Raw genomic sequence first — 15,522 nt, forward strand, 5'->3', positions numbered from 1 at the left:
GAGATGACCAGACCTGCCTCGTCGAATCCCTTTGCCATGATCCAGCCCGGCATGGCCGATGTCACGCTGACGCGCGACGACATGAAGTTCATCGCGACGCTGGTCTATGAGCAGGCCGGCATCGTCATCCGCGAGCACAAGGAGGCAATGACGCGCGGGCGGCTGGCGCGGCGCGTCAAGGCGCTCGGCATGGGTTCGGTTGCCGAATACTGCGCCTTCCTCAAGACCCCGCAGGCGGCGGGCGAGCTGCCGGAGCTGATCAATGCGGTGACGACCAACCACACCGCCTTCTTCCGCGAGCGCCACCATTTCGACCATCTGCGCAAGGATGTGATGCCGCGGCTGCTGCAGGAGCGGGGTGGGCGGCGCGGCCGAATACGCATCTGGTCGGCGGCCTGCTCGTCCGGCGAGGAGCCCTATTCGATCGCCGCGTCCTGCCGCGACGTCATGGGCCCGCGCAGCGATGTCGATTTCAAGATCCTGGCGACCGATATCGATACCGATATCCTGGTGCGGGCCGAGGCCGGCCTCTATCCGGCGGAGCTGTTCGAGCGCCTGCCGGGCGATGTGAAACCCTTGCTCAAGCTCGAAGGCGGGGCAGGGCGGGGCGAGGCCCGCATCGTCGAGGAACTGCGCCGCATGATCGCCTTCAAGCGGCTGAACCTGATCGAGAAATGGCCGATGAGCGGCCCGTTCGACGTGATCTTCTGCCGCAACGTCTTCATCTATTTCGACACGCAGACCAAGGCCTCGATCCTCGACCGTTTCGTGGCGCTGCTGGCGCCCGGCGGCTTCCTCTATCTCGGGCATTCGGAATCGCTGCCGCAACCGCATCCGAAGCTGCGCCTGATCGGCCGTACCATCTACGAGAGGACCGCATGAGCGTTTCACGGTCTTCCCGCCGTTATTTCGATCCGCGTTTCCAGGCGACGATCATCACGGTCGCGCCGGGCGAGCACGAGATCACCTCCGCCAAGGACGAGATCGTGGCGACGGTGCTCGGCTCCTGCGTCTCGGTCTGCATGCGCGATCCGGTTGCCGGTGTCGGCGGCCTCAACCACTTCCTGCTGCCGAAGAACAATGGCAATGCCGATCCCAGCGCCGGCGAGCGCTATGGCGACACCGCCATGGAAGTGCTGATCAACGACCTGCTCAAGCGCGGCGCCAAGCGCAACAATTTCGAGGCGAAGGTGTTCGGCGGCGCGCGCGTGCTCTCGGGCGCGACGATGCTGGCGATCGGCGACGGCAACATCGCCTTCGTCAACGAGTTCCTGAAGGTCGAGGGCATCCCGGTGGTCTCGCGCGATGTCGGCGGCACGCGCTCGCGGCGCATTCATTACCAGCCCTCCACGGGCCGGGCCTGGGTGCAGCACGTCCAGCCGACCGCGCGCGACAGCGGCCACGAGCAGGAAATCGCCTATCTCAACCGGCTCAAGACGCAGCCGGTGGCCGGTGAAGTGGAGGTCTGGTGATGAACATGCCGCTATCCTCCGCCACCCCGGTCAAGGTCCTCGTCGTCGACGATTCCATCCTGATGCAGAAGCTGATGACGCAGATCATCGACTCCGCGCCGGGCTTCAAGGTGATCGGCGTCGCCGGCAGCGCCGAAGAGGGTTGGGACGCGATCCAGGATCTCAGACCCGATGTCGTGACGCTTGATCTCGAACTGCCGGGCCGGCACGGCCTCAAGCTTCTGGCGCGCGTCCTCAAGCAGGATCCGCTGCCGGTGCTGATCGTCTCGGCCTTCGGCGGGCCGGGCGCCGACAACACCATTCAGGCGCTGGAGCTCGGCGCTATCGACTTCATCGAGAAGCCCGATGGCACGACCCATACGCTCGACGGCTTCATGAAGCATCTCGTCGCAGCGCTGCAGCGCGCCGCGGCCAGCCGCAAGATGCTCGCCGCCGCACGGCAGGTGGCCCAGGCCGCCGTGCCCGCCCGCCCTGCCGTACCCTCGCCGCGCGAGCCAGCCCGCGCCGGCAAGACCTCGCTGATCGCGATCGGCGCCTCGACCGGCGGCGTTCCGGCCGTGCAGACGGTGATGCGGGATCTCGCGCCGCTCAGGTTGCCGATCGTCGTGGTGCAGCACATGCCGCCGGGCTATACGGCGAAATTCGCGGCCCGGCTCGCGACCGCGACCGGTCTCGATGTCCATGAGGCCGTCGACGGCGACAGGCTGAAGCCAGGGATGGCGGTGGTGGCGCCCGGTGGTTCGCGCCATCTCGAGATCGAGGAGCGGCGCGGCGAATTCGTCTGCGCGCTACGCGAAGGGCCGCTGGTCAGCGGCCACTCGCCGTCGGTCGACGTGATGTTCCATTCGGTGGCGCGCAGCGCCGGCAGCCACGCGGTCGGGATCCTGCTCACCGGCATGGGGCGCGACGGTGCTGACGGTTTGTTAGCCATGCGCAAAGCCGGCGCCGAGACGTTAATCCAAAGCGGTGAGACCTGCGTGGTAAACGGGATGCCGAAAGCGGCCTATGAACTGGGAGCGACCGAGCGGGTCGTTCCGCTTACCCAGATTGGTACCGCGGTCAGCCAGTTGATCGGCGAGAGGCCGAACCTGCGCACCGCGTAAGGAGATTATGATGTCAAAGGCCAGAAGCGAATACCGCATCCTGGTGGTCGACGACCAGAAGAGCATGCGCGGCCTGGCGACCTATTTCCTCAAGCAGATCGAGTTCCAGGACATCGACGAGGCGGAGAACGCCCGCGAAGCCCTGATGAAGATGCAGACCAAGCGCTACGACCTGCTGCTGCTCGACTGGAACATGGACGGCATGAGCGGCATCGACCTGTTGCGCGCGATCCGCTCGGTGCCGGAGCTGAACCAGATCAAGATCATCATGGCGACCTCGGAGCGCTCGGTCGACAAGATGGACGAGGCGACCAGCAACGGCGCCGACCATTACGTCGTGAAGCCCTATGAATTGCGCGATCTCGAAGTGCGGGTGAAGAAGGTCCTCGCCTGCTGAGGCTTTCTCCGGTCTCGCCATCGTGAAGCGAAGCCCCGTAGCCGTTGGCTGCGGGGCTTTCTGCTTTCGGGCATGATGCGCCGGTTCGGTTGTCGGATCGGAGAGAAGCCATGCTGCCGTCACGCCGCCAGATCGTTGCCGGGATAGCCGGAGTGGCTGCTGCCGGTCTCGCCTCTCGCGAGACAGTGGCGCAGGCTCTCACCGGCGCCCATGCCTTCGGCTTCGACAAACCGGGGGGCGGGCGCCTGCCGCTGGCCGATTATCGCGGCCGGCCGATCCTCGTCGTCAACACGGCGACGCGCTGCGGCTATGCCGGGCAGATGGCGACACTGGAGCAGCTCTGGCAGCGCTACCAGACGCGCGGGCTGATGCTCGTCGCGGTGCCGAGCAACGATTTCGGCGGGCAGGAGCCGCTTGACGGCGCGGCCATCGCCGAGGCTGCAAAGCAGAGCCATGGCGCGACCTATACCTTCGTCGAGAAAAGCGTGGTGCGCGGACCGGAGGCGCATCCGTTCTATCGCTGGGCCGCGTCGGAGAAGCCGGCCGACACGCCGCGCTGGAACTTCCACAAATACCTGGTCGGCCGCGACGGCACACTGCTCGGCGGCTTTCCGGCCGCGACCGATCCGCTCTCGCCGCAGCTCGTGCAGGCGATCGGGCGGGAACTGGCGGCGGGGTAGTCGCTCAGGCTTTTGGCTTTGCGCCCGGACGGAACGCCGCGATCAACGCCGGATCGGTCTCCAGCCACGGCCCCTCGATCAGGTCGATGCAATAGGGGATCGCCGGCATCACCGCGTCCAGGCATTCGGCGATGGCGCGGGGGCGGCCGGGCAGGTTGACGATCAGGGACTTGCCCCGGATGCCGGCCGTCTGGCGCGAGAGGATCGCGGTCGGGACCTTGGCGAGGCTCACCTGGCGCATCAGTTCGCCGAAGCCGGGCATCGGCTTCTCGACGACATCTTCCGTCGCCTCCGGTGTGACGTCGCGCGGGGCGGGGCCGGTGCCGCCGGTGGTGACGATCAGGCAGCAGCCTTCGCGGTCGGCGAGATCACGCAGCGTTTCGGCGATCACGGCGCGGTCGTCGGGGATGACGCGTGCCACCGCTTCCCAGGGCGAGGTCAGGACCTTCGCGAAATAGGCCTGGATCGCCGGCCCGCCCTCATCGGCGTAGATGCCGGCCGAGGCGCGGTCGGAGACCGTGACGATTCCAATCCGGGCGGTCGCGGTCATCGGCTCTCTCCTGCGGGCGGGCCTGCTCTATCGGTGGCGTGGATGAATGGTCAAGCGGGCCTCTCGCCAGCTCCGGAGCGATCTGGTAGCGCAGCGCCATGCGCTCTGCCGCCTCGGCCCCATCTCCCACCGGCAACGGCTTCGCCGCCAGCTTCGCGGCGACGGTGATGCTTGTCGTTGGGCTTTTGGCCGTGCTGACCCTTTGGCGCGACCCCTATTGGGTGTTCCGCGACAGCCCGCCCTGGACCCGTGACGGTGCCGGCGCGAGCCGCCTGCTCGATGTCGAGATGCGCCTGATCAAGCCACTCCAGATCTCCAGGCTGAAGCCGCAGACGCTGCTGATCGGCTCGTCGGTGGTCTATCGCGGCCTCGATCCGCGCGATGCCTCCGGCGTCGGGGGGCAAGTCTACAATGCCGGCGTCTCCGCCCTGATGGCGCGCGAATTGCCGACGCTCGCGGCTTTGGCCGTCGATGTCGGCAGCGTCAGGCAGGTCGTGATCGAGCTCGACTATTTCATGTTCACCGCCTGGCCGCCGCCACCGCCGATCGACCGGAAGCTCGCGACGGCATCGGGCCGCCGGGAGGCCCTCGTTTCGATCGTGCTGAATCCGAAGGCGATCGACAACCTGCGCGGGCGGCAGTCCCGAAGGACCGAGCCCGGCCTCTGGCATGGCGACGGCTACAAGGCGACGCCGGATTTCGATGCGGAGCTGGTGGGCAGGATCACTCGCGAACAGAACATCGCGGCGATGGTCTACCGGCCGGGCGATCTGGCTCATCTCGAACGCGCGCTCGATCTGCTTCGGACGCGGAAGGTCTCGATCGTCCTGTCGCCGATGAGCGCGGCCCAGCGGCAGCTGGTCATGGATGGTGGGCGCGGCGCCGAACTGGCGGCCTGGCGGCGGGACGTCGCCGCGTTGGCGGCGGCGCGCGGCCTGCCGTTCCACGATTTCGTCTCAGACCATCCGTTCGAGGATTTCGATCCCGCCAAGGCGTCGTCGCGCTACTGGCTCGACACCCTGCATTTCAAGCCGGAGGTCGGCCGCTGGCTGCTCGGGCGGATCGGGCTCGGACGGCTTCCCGCAGGCGCCTGAGCCACATCCGGCTGAGGGCCGCGGCCTGCGCTGCGCCGGGGCGGCCGGGGCCAACGCGAATGATGGCATTGGCCATCTCGCGGCGCTCGCCCCAGACATAGGTGCCGGCATCGACACCTTCGCCGGCGCCGCTGTCGAAGAAGGCCGGCGGTGTCCCGTTGAAATCGGCCTGCAGCATGGCGATCGTCAGGGTCCGGCCGGGCGAATGGCGGCTTTGCGTCTCGTCGTAGGCGATCTTGAGGAAATGCCGGCGGTTGCCGCTCTCGACCAGCAGGCCCATGGCGATGGCCCGGCCGTCATGCAGCAAGGTGTCGATCAGCAGCGTGTCGTCGTTGGCGCAAAGCTCGGCCAGGCGGCGGATATAGGCGGCGTCCGCCGGCAGGCAGGCGATGGCCGTACCGGCTTCGCCTTTCCAGCCGGAGGCTTCAAGCGCGAGGAAGGCGTCGAGCGCCTCCAGCGCGCTGCGGCCGCGATTGCGCCGGAAGGTGAGGGCGCCCTGCTTCGCCACGGCCCGGAACTGCTGCATCCGCTTCTTGTAGGCGGAGCCGAGCGCGCGGCGCAGATAGCTCTCGAAGCTGTCCTCCGGGCGCGGGATCATCACCGGCCGGACCCAGCGCTCATAGGTCGAGATCGCGCTGCCGGTCTGGCGGCAGGCTTCGGCGAGGGCGGCATGACAGGGGCCGTCGAGCGGCAGCAGCGGCAGCAGCAAACGGTGCGGCAGGTCGCGCGAGGCGCGCAGATAGCGCATCAGGGCGCGGGCCGCTTCCGCCGCGTGGTCGCGGTCGAGCACCGGCAGCGAGGAGACTTCGTAGAGCGGCACGAGTGGTGAGGCGAGAGCGGGGCTGAAGCCGCTGCGCCAGCCCTTCACGCGCCGGAAGGCCCAGATTCCGACGAGCTGTTCGAAGTCGAGCGCTTCGCTGAGCCAGGCGCAGAGCACGACGATCTCGTCCTCCGGCACCAGCGTCGTCGCGGCCGAGACCGCAGCCGGTGCCATATGCGGATTGGGCTCGAGCGCGTGGCGGGCGAGTTCCGCGAAAACCGGCCCCAGATCCGCGTAAGCGGCGGGGCCGAGGCGCCTGACGACGATTCCCGTGCTCAAGACCGATGGCCGTTCCGGTTCGGCAGGCGCCATTCGCCGCGCAGGGCGAGGACGAAGGCGATCACCTGCGCCGTGGCGCGGTAGAGTTCCTCGGGAATCTGGTCGTCAAGTTCGACCGCCGAGAGCGCCTGCGCAAGGATCGCGTTCTGCTCGACCTCGACATCGTGCTCCCTGGCTGTCTCGACGATGCGCTCGGCCAGTTCGCCACGGCCCTTGGCGGTGACGCGCGGCGCGCCATGTCCGTCATATTCCAGCGCGACGGCGATGCGGGGCTGTCGCGGCGTGCTCATGACAGGCGGTCCAGGAACTGGCCGGCGGTCGGCTGCACCACGCGGGGCTGGCCGGTGTGGATGTCGATGACACCGCTAGCGAAATCGGCATCGAGCAGCGCGCCTTCGAGGCCGGGCGCGGCGCCGCGCAGGAGCTGGCTGGTCTCCTCGCGCTCGGCCCAGATCGAGACGCCGACATCGCGGCCCTGCAAGGTGACGACGCCTTGCAGCGGCCCCATCGGCTCGACATCGAGCGCGAAGCGGATGCGCCAGAGCGGCGGGCTCACCCCTTGCGCGTCGCGGCGCGGGGCGTCCCGCTCGACCTGGAGCGGCAGGATCGCGGTGCCCTGATGGAAGGCGATCGGGATCTCGGCGAGCCAGCGCTGCGCTGCTTGCGTGCCGTCCTGCCGGGTGGGCTCGAGCGGCAGCGAGGCGTATTGCGCGAGCTTGATCCGGTCGAGCGCGGCTTCGGTCTGGTCGAGCAGCGTCTCGGCGATGGCGAGCGGCTTCTCGGCCGGGTGGAGCGTCGGCTCGACGGCGGGTTGCAGCGCGAGCGGGCCGTCCCGGCGCGGCGGGGCGAGGCGGGCGGGCTGGTCGGTGGTGGTGAGCTCCGCCTGCCGATCCACCGCCTGGCCATTGTCGTGCTCATGTCGGCCCGCCTTCGGGTCCGGCGACAGGGCGTCGATGATCGGCAGCAAGGTCTCGCGCAGCGCCTGCAGCCCGGCCTTGAGGTCGCCCTGCCGGGGCTGCGGCAGGCCGGCGGCCTGCCGTGTGTCGAGGAAGAGCCCGGAGGCCTGGAAGGCCTGCTTGAGTCCTGCCGCCGTCGGCGCCTGCCGCTCGGCCGGAACGGCCTGGGCGAGCACCTGCTGGATCGCGGGCGGCAGCGTTTTCGGCAGGGCCAGCGAAATCGCTCCCTGCGCCAGCGCACGCAGATTGGCGAAGAGCGGGGCGAGCCCAGCCTGCCGCTGCAGGACCGGGCCGAGCAGCGGTCCGGCGATTGCGCGGGCGATCACCGCTGTCGGGATGGCGGGAAAAGCGACTGCGGTCGCTGTCGAGGTTGCCGGGGGCGTGCTGGCAGGAGCCTGACCGGCGAGCGCCGCAGGTGCGTGCGCCGCCGAGGCCGGTGCCGGAACCGGGACCTGGGTCGCAGGAGGGCCGAGCGTCTGCAGGGCCTGCTGCAGGAAGGCCTGCTGCATCGCCACCGGGGAAGGCGGGTGCGCGGCCTGTGCGGCAGCCGGCGCAGCCGGTGTGGCAGCTTGTGGAACAGGAGAAGGCACAGGCGCCATCTGCGGGCGGACCGAAACCGGTGATGCCGGGGCTGCATCCGGCTGCGCAGGCGCAGGCGTGGGCGCTGGAGCTGGTTGCGACTGGGCTTGCCCGGGCGCTGGCGCATTGGGCGGGCGCACTTCGACCAAAGTCGCGCGCAGATCGCCGCCTTGCTGTTCGGGCGGATCGAGGCGCAACAGCAGGGTGGCGCCTGGCTGCAGAGCCGCCTGCCTCGCCTGCGGACCGGCGAGGATGAGCGCGACCCTGGTTTCGCCGATCATGGCGGTCGCGGTGCCATCCGGCTCCAGCGAGGCGAGCCTGGCTTGCACCGTCCGGCCAGCCGTCAGCTCTCCGCCTGCGTCGAGCGCCTGCAGCAGAGTGGCGAGGGTCTGGCTCTTGACGAGCTGGGCGAGATTCATCGGGCGACCACGTGAGGACGCAATACCCTGTCACGAAAGATTAAGCATTTCCTTGCCGACCGGCCGTGTCATGCAGGGCGTGCCTGCGCGCCGGGCGCTGGCCTCGGGCGCGCCGCTGCGGCAGGGTTGGCCATCGCGTTCGAGGATTTCAGCCATGGATTACCGCCGTCTCGGCCGTTCCGGCCTCAAGGTTTCGCCGCTCTGCCTGGGCACCATGATGTTCGGCGGCCCGGCCGACGAGGCGACCTCGCGCCGGATCATCGACAGCGCGCACGAAGCCGGCATCAATTTCATCGATACGGCCGATGTCTATAACGAGGGCCAGTCCGAAGAGGTGACCGGCCGCGCCATTGCCAACCATCGTCATGACTGGGTGCTGGCGACGAAGGTCGCGAACCCCATGGGCAAGGGGCCGATGAATGGCGGGCTGTCGCGGCGCTGGATCATGCGCGCCTGCGAGGACAGCCTGCGCCGGCTCGGCACCGGGACCATCGATATCTACTACCTCCACAAGGAGGATCACACGACGCCGCTGGAGGAGACGGTGCATGCGATCGCCGATCTCGTGCGCCAGGGCAAGATCCGGCATTTCGGCGTCTCGAACTACCGCGCCTGGCGATTGGCCGAGATCTGCCGGCTCTGCGACGAGCTCGGCATCGACCGCCCCGTCGTCAGTCAGCCCTACTACAACGCGATGAACCGCATGCCGGAGGTCGAGCACCTACCGGCCTGCGGCTATTTCGGGCTGGGTGTCGCCTCCTATTCGCCGCTGGCGCGCGGCGTTCTGACCGCGAAATACGCGCCGGGGCAGGCGCCGGCGGAGGGCACGCGCGCCGGGCGAGGCGACCGGCGGATGATGCAGGCGGAGTGGCGCGAGGAAAGCCTGATCATTGCCCAGACGATCAAGGACCATGCGGCGCGCAAGGGGCTGACGCCGATCCAGTTCGCGGTGCGCTGGGTACTGAACAACGCCTTCGTCACGGCGGCGATCGCAGGGCCGCGGACCTTCGAGCAGTGGGAAGCCTATCTCGCGGCGCTCGATGCCGGCTTCGACGCGGAGGACGAGGCGCTGGTCGACCGGTTGGTGCCGGCCGGTCACCCCTCGACGCCGGGTTACAGTGACCCGGCCTATCCGCTGGAAGGGCGCGTCAGCCGCGCCTGAGATCGATCCCTCAGTTCATCATGCAGAAGCCGTTGACCACGACATCCGTCTGGCACCACGGCTTCTTGGCCTCGCTGTTCGCGGTGAGGCGCAGTGGCACGGGTTCCTCGCGCTGGGCGGTTGCCGGCGGGAAGGGGACGCGCTGGGGCTGGCCAGTCGCGGCCTGTGAGCGGCTCGCGCCGGCGGCGATGCCGGGCACGACGACGACGCTGCGACTGGTCTTGGCTGGCGCGGCCGAACTGCGTCCGCCGACGCGGAACTTGGCGGCCTCGGCCTGAACGGGCAGCAAGGTGGCGGTCGCGAGCAGGCAGGCAAGGGCGGCGATGCGGCGCATGAGAACGGTCTCCCGGTTGCCGAGAGGATGCCGCGATCTGCCGCAACGGCAAGGAAAGCCTGAAATCAGCCTCAGCGAGGCGTTAACGCCGGCGCTCAGGCGGCTGCGCGTGGCCGTGTGAGGCTATCCCAGGCCGCCATCGCGCCCTGGGCGATCGTCTCCAGCATTGTTCGCGATGCGCCGTCGCGCGCCTGGATCGACATGCCCTGCTGGACGGTGACGTAGTAGCTCGCGACCGGATGCGGATCGAACGCGGCCGGCAATTCGCCCTCGGCGCTCGCCCGCCGCAGCCGTTCCTCGATCATGCCGACGCTGCCGGCGCGCATCTCGCGCAGGATGCGGCTGGTCTCGTCGCCGACGCCGATGGCGTTGACCGCCGAGAGCACGACCATGCAGCCCGGCGGCCGACCGGGCCGGGTGAAGGTCCGGGCGCTGGCCATCAGATAGCCTTCAAGCGCCGCGCGTGCCGTCGGTTCGTTCTGTAGCGGCGCGAGGATGTCGTCGCTCTCGGTCGCGGCGAAATGGTGGATGGCCTCGCGGTAAAGCTCCTCCTTGCTGCCGAAGGCGGCGTAGAGGCTGGGCGAATTGATGCCCATCGCCTCGGTGAGGTCGCTCATCGAGGCGGCCTGGTAGCCGCGCTCCCAGAACACCTCCATGGCGCGCTCCAGCGCCGCCAGCCGGTCGAAACTGCGTGGACGGCCGCGTTCGGCCATGGCCCGCCTCTCTCAAAAATATTCTGTTACGATCATTATATATTTAACTTGACGCCCGCAGGCAAGCACGCCAGTTATTATGTATCGATCATAACATAAATGGAGTTTGCCATGTCACGCCTTGCCGGAAAGCGCGCTCTCGTCACCGGCGGCAGCCGCGGAATCGGCGCCGCCATCGCCCGCAGGCTCGCCACTGAGGGCGCCGATGTCGCGCTGACCTATGAACGCTCCGCCGACAAGGCAGCTGCGGTCGTGAAGGAGATCGAGGCGCTCGGTCGCAAGGGCTTCGCCATTGCCGCCGACAGCGCCGATCCCGCGGCTGTGACGGGCGCGGTCGACCAGGCCGCGAAGGTGCTCGGCGGGCTCGACATCCTCGTCAATAATGCCGGGATCTATCGCGGCGGCCCGGTCGCGGACTGGAGCCTCGCCGATATCGACGCGACGCTCGCCGTCAATGTTCGCGCGGTGGTGCTCGCCTCGCAGGCCGCAGCGGCGCATCTCGGTGAGGGCGGGCGGGTCATCTCGACCGGCTCCTGCCTCGCCGACCGGGTCGTCGAACCCGATATCACGCTCTATGCGATGAGCAAGGCGGCGCTGATCGGCTTCACCAAGGGGCTGGCGCGCGATCTCGGCCCGCGGGGGATCACCGTCAACATCGTGCATCCCGGCTCGACCGATACCGACATGAATCCGGCCGGCGGCCCCGGTGCCGACGCCCAGCGGGCGCGCATGGCGATCCCGCGCTATGGCCAGCCGGAGGATATCGCCGGGCTGGTCGCTTATCTCGCGAGCGAGGAGGCGCGTTTCATCACTGGCGCCGGCTTCGCCATCGATGGCGGCGTGAACACCTGACGCCGCTGGCCTAATGCCCGGGCAGGACGATCATGGTGGGCTTGGCCGGCAGTGTCGCCTTGGCCAGCGTGATCGTCGCCTGCTCGCGGCGCTCGACCGGCCAGATATCCTGGGTGCGGGCGAGGAAGCGTGAGAGCGTGCCGCCGCCGAAGAAATGCATGGGGATCATCACCCGCGCCTGGATCGATTTCAGGACATCCAGCATGCCGGACTGGTCGAGCGTGTAGCTGCCGTCGACCGGGAAGAGCACGATGTCGACCCGGCCGAGCGCCCGCAGATGGCCGGGCTCCAGCGGATGATGCAGATGGCCGAGATGGGCGATGCAGAGCTCGCCGATCTCGAAGACGAAGATCGAGTTGCCGTCGTAATCGGTGCCGCCCTCATAGGTTCGGATATTGGTCGGCACGTTGCGGACCCGGACATCGCCGAGCGTGAGGTCGTGCCGCGCCGCGCCCTGGCCGGATAGGTCCCAGCCGGGCAGGACATGCTTGATCGCGGGATCGGGGCTGCGCGAGTTATGCGTCGAATGTGCCTTGTTCATCGTGGCGATGTCGGGCGTCACCGGCGGGCGGACATAGTCGTTGTAATCGGTTGCGATCCTCACGCCGCCCGGCGTCTCGATCAGGAAGGTGGCGTGGCCGACGAAGGTGAGCCTGGCCTCGTCCTTCGCCAGTTGCACCCGGTGGATCGGCAGGCCCAGGCTCGCCATTTCCGGCCGGCAGCCGGGTTCGTTCGACTGGGCGCGGGCGGGCAGCGTGGCCAGCAGCGCCAGGGTCAGACTCACTAGAATACGCAACAGGACGGCGGGCAGGCTCATCGGCGGGCTCCGGCATCACGCAGGCATGGGAGCTTCCGGCAAAATCCGGGCTGGGGGAAGGGCGCCTGGATCGCTCTACCGGTTTTGTGAAAGGCACCTGCTCCACCGGCAGGCGGTTGCGGGCGGCGCGCCCGGTCGCTACATAGCGGCCAGATTTCCCGACATCCCGTGTCGCAGTCCCCGAAAGCGGAGTCCGCTCGCCTCATGTCCCGCCAGTTCATCTACCATATGCGCGGCCTGTCCAAGACCTATCCGGGCGGCAAGCAGGTGCTGAAGGACATCCATCTGTCCTTCTACCCGGATGCCAAGATCGGCGTGCTCGGCGTCAACGGCGCCGGCAAGTCGACCCTGCTCAAGATCATGGCCGGGTTCGACAAGGAATGGACCGGTGAGGCCTGGGTCGCGGAAGGCGCGCGCGTCGGCTACCTGCCGCAGGAGCCGAAGCTCGACGAGGGTCTGACGGTCCGCGAGAACGTGATGCTCGGCGTCGCGCCCCAGAAGGCGATCCTCGACCGCTACAACGAGCTCGCTATGAACTACTCGGACGAGACCGCCGACGAGATGACCAATCTCCAGGACGAGATCGAGGCCAAGGGGCTGTGGGATCTCGATTCCAAGGTCGACCAGGCGATGGACGCGCTACGCTGCCCGCCGGATGACTGGCAGGTCGACAAGCTCTCGGGCGGCGAGCGCCGCCGCGTCGCGATGTGCAAGCTCCTGCTGGAGCAGCCGGAACTGCTGCTGCTCGACGAGCCTACCAACCATCTCGACGCCGAGACCACCGCCTGGCTCGAAGGCCACCTGCGGACCTATCCGGGCGCGATCCTGATCGTCACCCACGATCGCTACTTCCTCGACAACGTCACGAGCTGGATCCTCGAGCTCGATCGCGGCCAGGGCATCCCCTACGAGGGCAACTACTCGGCCTGGTCGGTGCAGAAGCAGAAGCGCCTCGCCCAGGAAGGCCGCGAGGACGTCTCGCGCCAGAAGACGCTGGAGCGCGAAGCCGAATGGATGGCCGCTTCGCCCAAGGCCCGTCAGGCCAAGAGCAAGGCCCGTATCCAGCGCTATGACGAACTCGTCCAGAAGGCCAACAACAAGGGGCCGGACACCGCGCAGATCATCATTCCGATCGCCGAGCGGCTCGGCAACAACGTGGTCGATTTCGAGGACCTGTCGAAGGGCTTCCAGGACAAGCTGCTGATCGACGGGCTCTCGTTCAAGCTGCCGCCCGGCGGCATCGTCGGCGTGATCGGCCCCAACGGCGCCGGCAAGACGACGCTGTTCAAGATGATCACCGGGGTCGAGAAGCCGGATGCCGGCTCGATCAAGGTCGGCGAGAGCGTCCAGCTCGGCTATGTCGACCAGAGCCGCGACTCGCTCGACGACAAGAAGAATGTCTGGGAGGAAATCTCCGGCGGCAACGACATCCTCTATCTCGGCAAGCGCGAGATCAATTCCCGCGCCTATTGCTCGGCGTTCAACTTCAAGGGCGGCGACCAGCAGAAGAAGGTCGGCTCGCTCTCGGGCGGTGAGCGCAACCGCGTCCACCTCGCCAAGATGCTGAAGTCCGGCGCCAACCTGCTGCTGCTCGACGAGCCGACCAACGACCTCGACGTCGACACGCTGCGCGCGCTCGAAGAGGCGCTGGAGGACTATGCCGGCTGCGCCGTGATCATCAGCCACGATCGCTGGTTCCTCGACCGCATCGCGACCCATATCCTCGCCTTCGAAGGCGACAGCCATGTCGAATGGTTCGAAGGCAATTTCGCCGATTACGAGGAGGACAAGAAGCGCCGCCTCGGCATCGACTCGACCATTCCGAAGCGCATCCAGTACAAGAAATTCTCGCGCTGAGTGATTGATATCTGGCTCAAAAAGCCCCGCGGTGCCGCACGGTCCGCGGGGCTTTTTTCATGTCTTGCTTCAAGATGAGGCAAGGCGCGCGACGTCCGGGCTGGACTGCCGCCGCGCCCCGGCTTCAACTGAGGCATGCTGACCCTCGACCATCTCACCGTGATCACGCCGACGCTCGCGGAGGGCGTCGCGCATGTTCGTGACTGCCTCGATCTCGACGTCCCCTTCGGCCAGCGGCACGGCTATATGGGGACCTGGAACCATCTGCTTCAGCTCGGCGACATGATCTATCTGGAGATCGTCGCGCGCGATCCCGATGGTGCGTCTCCCGGGCGGGCTCGCTGGTTCGGGCTCGACGACGAGAAGCAGGTCAAGCGGGACTGGGATGCCGGCCGCCGGTTGCGCGGCTGGGTCGCCCGAACCGACGGGATCGACGCTGCCCTTGCGGGCAGGGAGGCGATCTTCGGCCACAAGGTCGGGCTGCCGATGGACGCGCCGGCTTTCGATTTCGCCATTCCCGATGACGGCTCGTTGCCCTGGGACGGGGCGGTGCCTTCGCTCATAGACCGGCGCGGCAAGGCGCGTTCGATGGCGTCGATCGCCGATCTCGGCGCCCGATTGCGCGGGTTCTCGCTGGAGCATCCGGAGGCCGAGGCAATCGCGGCGCTGTTGCTGGAGCTTGGGGCGGAGCGGGGACCCGTCGTCAGCCATGGGCCAGAGCTGCGCTATCGCGCCCAGATCGACACGTCCGGTGGCCTCAAGGAATTGTCCTGATCGCCAGTCCGGGCGGCGGTTCTACATCCGCTCTCCAGGTATCCGGCTTGCCTGCCTGACCCAGTCCGAGAACAGCGCTTCGTCGAAGGCATCATTCTCGTGGATGTCGAGATAGCGCACCTCCTTCTGCTTGGACGGGCCAGGCGGGACCGGATCCAGCGAGGCGCCCTTGAAGAAAGACACCTTCACATAGCGCGTGAAGCAGTGGATGCCGAGAAACCATTCACTGTTGCCCATGCCGTAGAGCGGAGAGTTCCACTTCACCGCCTTCTGCACATCCGGTACGGCCTTGACGATCAGCGCATCGATACGCTGGCCGATTGCGCTCTTCCAGCCCGGCATGGCGGCGATATAGGCTTGAACCGGCGCATCGTCGGCGCCCTTCGGGATCTGCGGGTTGCCGCCCGATAGAAGGCGCGGCCTGTCGTCTTCGCTCATGCTGTTGCTCCTGCCGGCTTGCCCTGGCGTGGCCATGGTAGGGAGGCGGGCAGGCGGTCTGCAACCGCCGCTTGCGGCGCTGGGGAACGCCCCGGCGTCGACTGCGACGCTGTGACATGGCTTCCGATTAGTCCGGCGGGCAGCGCTTTTCCCTTGGGAATCAGCGTATTTCGGCCGGGGCTACGAGTGGCAAGCAGGCCCGGTATGCGGCTCTCTTCTGACGACT

19 protein-coding genes are annotated in these 15,522 nt (G+C 67.8%); 10 read left to right on the top strand and 9 right to left on the bottom strand.

What is annotated here, in order from left to right; translation table 11 throughout:
- Nucleotides 1-3: 3 nt before the first annotated feature.
- The 5 genes from ASE61_RS09955 (at nt 4) to ASE61_RS09975 (ending at nt 3,652) form a co-directional block, all read left to right on the top strand.
- Nucleotides 4-882: a CheR family methyltransferase gene (locus ASE61_RS09955; RefSeq protein ID WP_244492787.1), complete on the top strand. Its 879-nt coding sequence runs from the start codon at nt 4-6 to the stop codon at nt 880-882.
- Complete coding sequence (locus tag ASE61_RS09960) at nt 879-1,472, top strand: hypothetical protein (RefSeq protein ID WP_061966743.1); 594 nt, start codon at nt 879-881, stop codon at nt 1,470-1,472. Before ASE61_RS09955 ends, ASE61_RS09960 begins: the two co-directional genes overlap by 4 nt.
- Nucleotides 1,472-2,575 carry a chemotaxis-specific protein-glutamate methyltransferase CheB gene (gene cheB / locus ASE61_RS09965; protein WP_061966744.1) on the top strand — a complete coding sequence of 368 codons (1,104 nt, stop codon included), beginning with the start codon at nt 1,472-1,474 and terminating at the stop codon, nt 2,573-2,575. Before ASE61_RS09960 ends, cheB begins: the two co-directional genes overlap by 1 nt.
- 10 nt (nt 2,576-2,585) lie before the next feature.
- A complete protein-coding gene (locus ASE61_RS09970; RefSeq protein ID WP_047578914.1) occupies nt 2,586-2,972 on the top strand; it encodes a response regulator in 387 nt (128 codons plus the stop codon).
- Nucleotides 2,973-3,082: 110 nt separating this feature from the next.
- On the top strand, nt 3,083-3,652 hold the full coding sequence (locus tag ASE61_RS09975; protein WP_061966745.1) for a glutathione peroxidase: 570 nt from the start codon (nt 3,083-3,085) through the stop codon (nt 3,650-3,652).
- A gap of 4 nt (nt 3,653-3,656) precedes the next feature.
- On the opposite strand, the gene mog is transcribed toward ASE61_RS09975, so the two are convergent.
- Nucleotides 3,657-4,202, bottom strand: coding sequence for a molybdopterin adenylyltransferase (gene mog, locus ASE61_RS09980; RefSeq protein ID WP_061966746.1), 546 nt, complete (start codon nt 4,200-4,202; stop codon nt 3,657-3,659).
- 98 nt (nt 4,203-4,300) lie between these two features.
- Between mog and ASE61_RS09985 the strand changes: the two genes are divergently transcribed.
- Nucleotides 4,301-5,296 carry a hypothetical protein gene (locus ASE61_RS09985; RefSeq protein WP_061966747.1) on the top strand — a complete coding sequence of 332 codons (996 nt, stop codon included), beginning with the start codon at nt 4,301-4,303 and terminating at the stop codon, nt 5,294-5,296.
- Here the strand turns inward: ASE61_RS09985 and ASE61_RS09990 are convergent.
- From ASE61_RS09990 to ASE61_RS27400, 4 genes are read right to left on the bottom strand one after another with little or no spacing between them, the layout of a single operon-like run.
- Entirely contained in the window at nt 5,229-6,395 is a 1,167-nt protein-coding gene (locus tag ASE61_RS09990; protein ID WP_061966748.1) for a GNAT family N-acetyltransferase, read from the bottom strand. The genes ASE61_RS09985 and ASE61_RS09990 overlap by 68 nt on opposite strands.
- The gene (locus tag ASE61_RS09995; protein WP_061966749.1) at nt 6,392-6,685 is read right to left on the bottom strand and encodes an EscU/YscU/HrcU family type III secretion system export apparatus switch protein; all 294 of its coding nucleotides are present in this window, start codon (nt 6,683-6,685) and stop codon (nt 6,392-6,394) included. Before ASE61_RS09995 ends, ASE61_RS09990 begins: the two co-directional genes overlap by 4 nt.
- The gene (locus ASE61_RS10000) at nt 6,682-8,349 is read right to left on the bottom strand and encodes a flagellar hook-length control protein FliK (RefSeq protein WP_061966750.1); all 1,668 of its coding nucleotides are present in this window, start codon (nt 8,347-8,349) and stop codon (nt 6,682-6,684) included. Before ASE61_RS10000 ends, ASE61_RS09995 begins: the two co-directional genes overlap by 4 nt.
- Nucleotides 8,350-8,379: 30 nt before the next feature.
- Complete coding sequence (locus ASE61_RS27400) at nt 8,380-8,505, bottom strand: hypothetical protein (protein ID WP_274532860.1); 126 nt, start codon at nt 8,503-8,505, stop codon at nt 8,380-8,382.
- Here ASE61_RS27400 and ASE61_RS10005 point away from each other — a divergent pair.
- Nucleotides 8,504-9,511: an aldo/keto reductase gene (locus tag ASE61_RS10005; protein ID WP_061966751.1), complete on the top strand. Its 1,008-nt coding sequence runs from the start codon at nt 8,504-8,506 to the stop codon at nt 9,509-9,511. The genes ASE61_RS27400 and ASE61_RS10005 overlap by 2 nt on opposite strands.
- Before the next feature lie 10 nt (nt 9,512-9,521).
- Here ASE61_RS10005 and ASE61_RS10010 read toward each other — a convergent pair whose 3' ends face one another.
- Both ASE61_RS10010 and ASE61_RS10015 read right to left on the bottom strand, forming a co-directional pair.
- The gene (locus ASE61_RS10010) at nt 9,522-9,845 is read right to left on the bottom strand and encodes a hypothetical protein (protein ID WP_061966752.1); all 324 of its coding nucleotides are present in this window, start codon (nt 9,843-9,845) and stop codon (nt 9,522-9,524) included.
- A gap of 95 nt (nt 9,846-9,940) precedes the next feature.
- On the bottom strand, nt 9,941-10,558 hold the full coding sequence (locus ASE61_RS10015) for a TetR/AcrR family transcriptional regulator (RefSeq protein ID WP_061966753.1): 618 nt from the start codon (nt 10,556-10,558) through the stop codon (nt 9,941-9,943).
- Nucleotides 10,559-10,669: 111 nt separating this feature from the next.
- Between ASE61_RS10015 and ASE61_RS10020 the strand changes: the two genes are divergently transcribed.
- Entirely contained in the window at nt 10,670-11,410 is a 741-nt protein-coding gene (locus ASE61_RS10020) for an SDR family NAD(P)-dependent oxidoreductase (protein ID WP_061966754.1), read from the top strand.
- Nucleotides 11,411-11,420: 10 nt separating this feature from the next.
- Here the strand turns inward: ASE61_RS10020 and ASE61_RS10025 are convergent, their stop codons facing one another.
- A complete protein-coding gene (locus ASE61_RS10025) occupies nt 11,421-12,227 on the bottom strand; it encodes an MBL fold metallo-hydrolase (RefSeq protein WP_061966755.1) in 807 nt (268 codons plus the stop codon).
- A 204-nt stretch (nt 12,228-12,431) separates the two neighbouring features.
- Between ASE61_RS10025 and ettA the strand changes: the two genes are divergently transcribed.
- Entirely contained in the window at nt 12,432-14,084 is a 1,653-nt protein-coding gene (ettA, locus tag ASE61_RS10030; protein WP_061966756.1) for an energy-dependent translational throttle protein EttA, read from the top strand.
- Between the two features lie 135 nt (nt 14,085-14,219).
- Nucleotides 14,220-14,858 (top strand): VOC family protein, encoded by a 639-nt coding sequence (locus ASE61_RS10035; protein ID WP_061966757.1) that lies wholly within the window; start codon nt 14,220-14,222, stop codon nt 14,856-14,858.
- Nucleotides 14,859-14,879: 21 nt separating this feature from the next.
- On the opposite strand, the gene ASE61_RS10040 is transcribed toward ASE61_RS10035, so the two are convergent.
- A complete protein-coding gene (locus ASE61_RS10040; RefSeq protein ID WP_061966758.1) occupies nt 14,880-15,332 on the bottom strand; it encodes a DUF1801 domain-containing protein in 453 nt (150 codons plus the stop codon).
- Nucleotides 15,333-15,522: the final 190 nt, after the last annotated feature.

It is taken from the genome of Allobosea sp. Root670 (assembly GCF_001429415.1).
Classification (GTDB): Bacteria; Pseudomonadota; Alphaproteobacteria; order Rhizobiales; family Beijerinckiaceae; genus Allobosea; species Allobosea robiniae.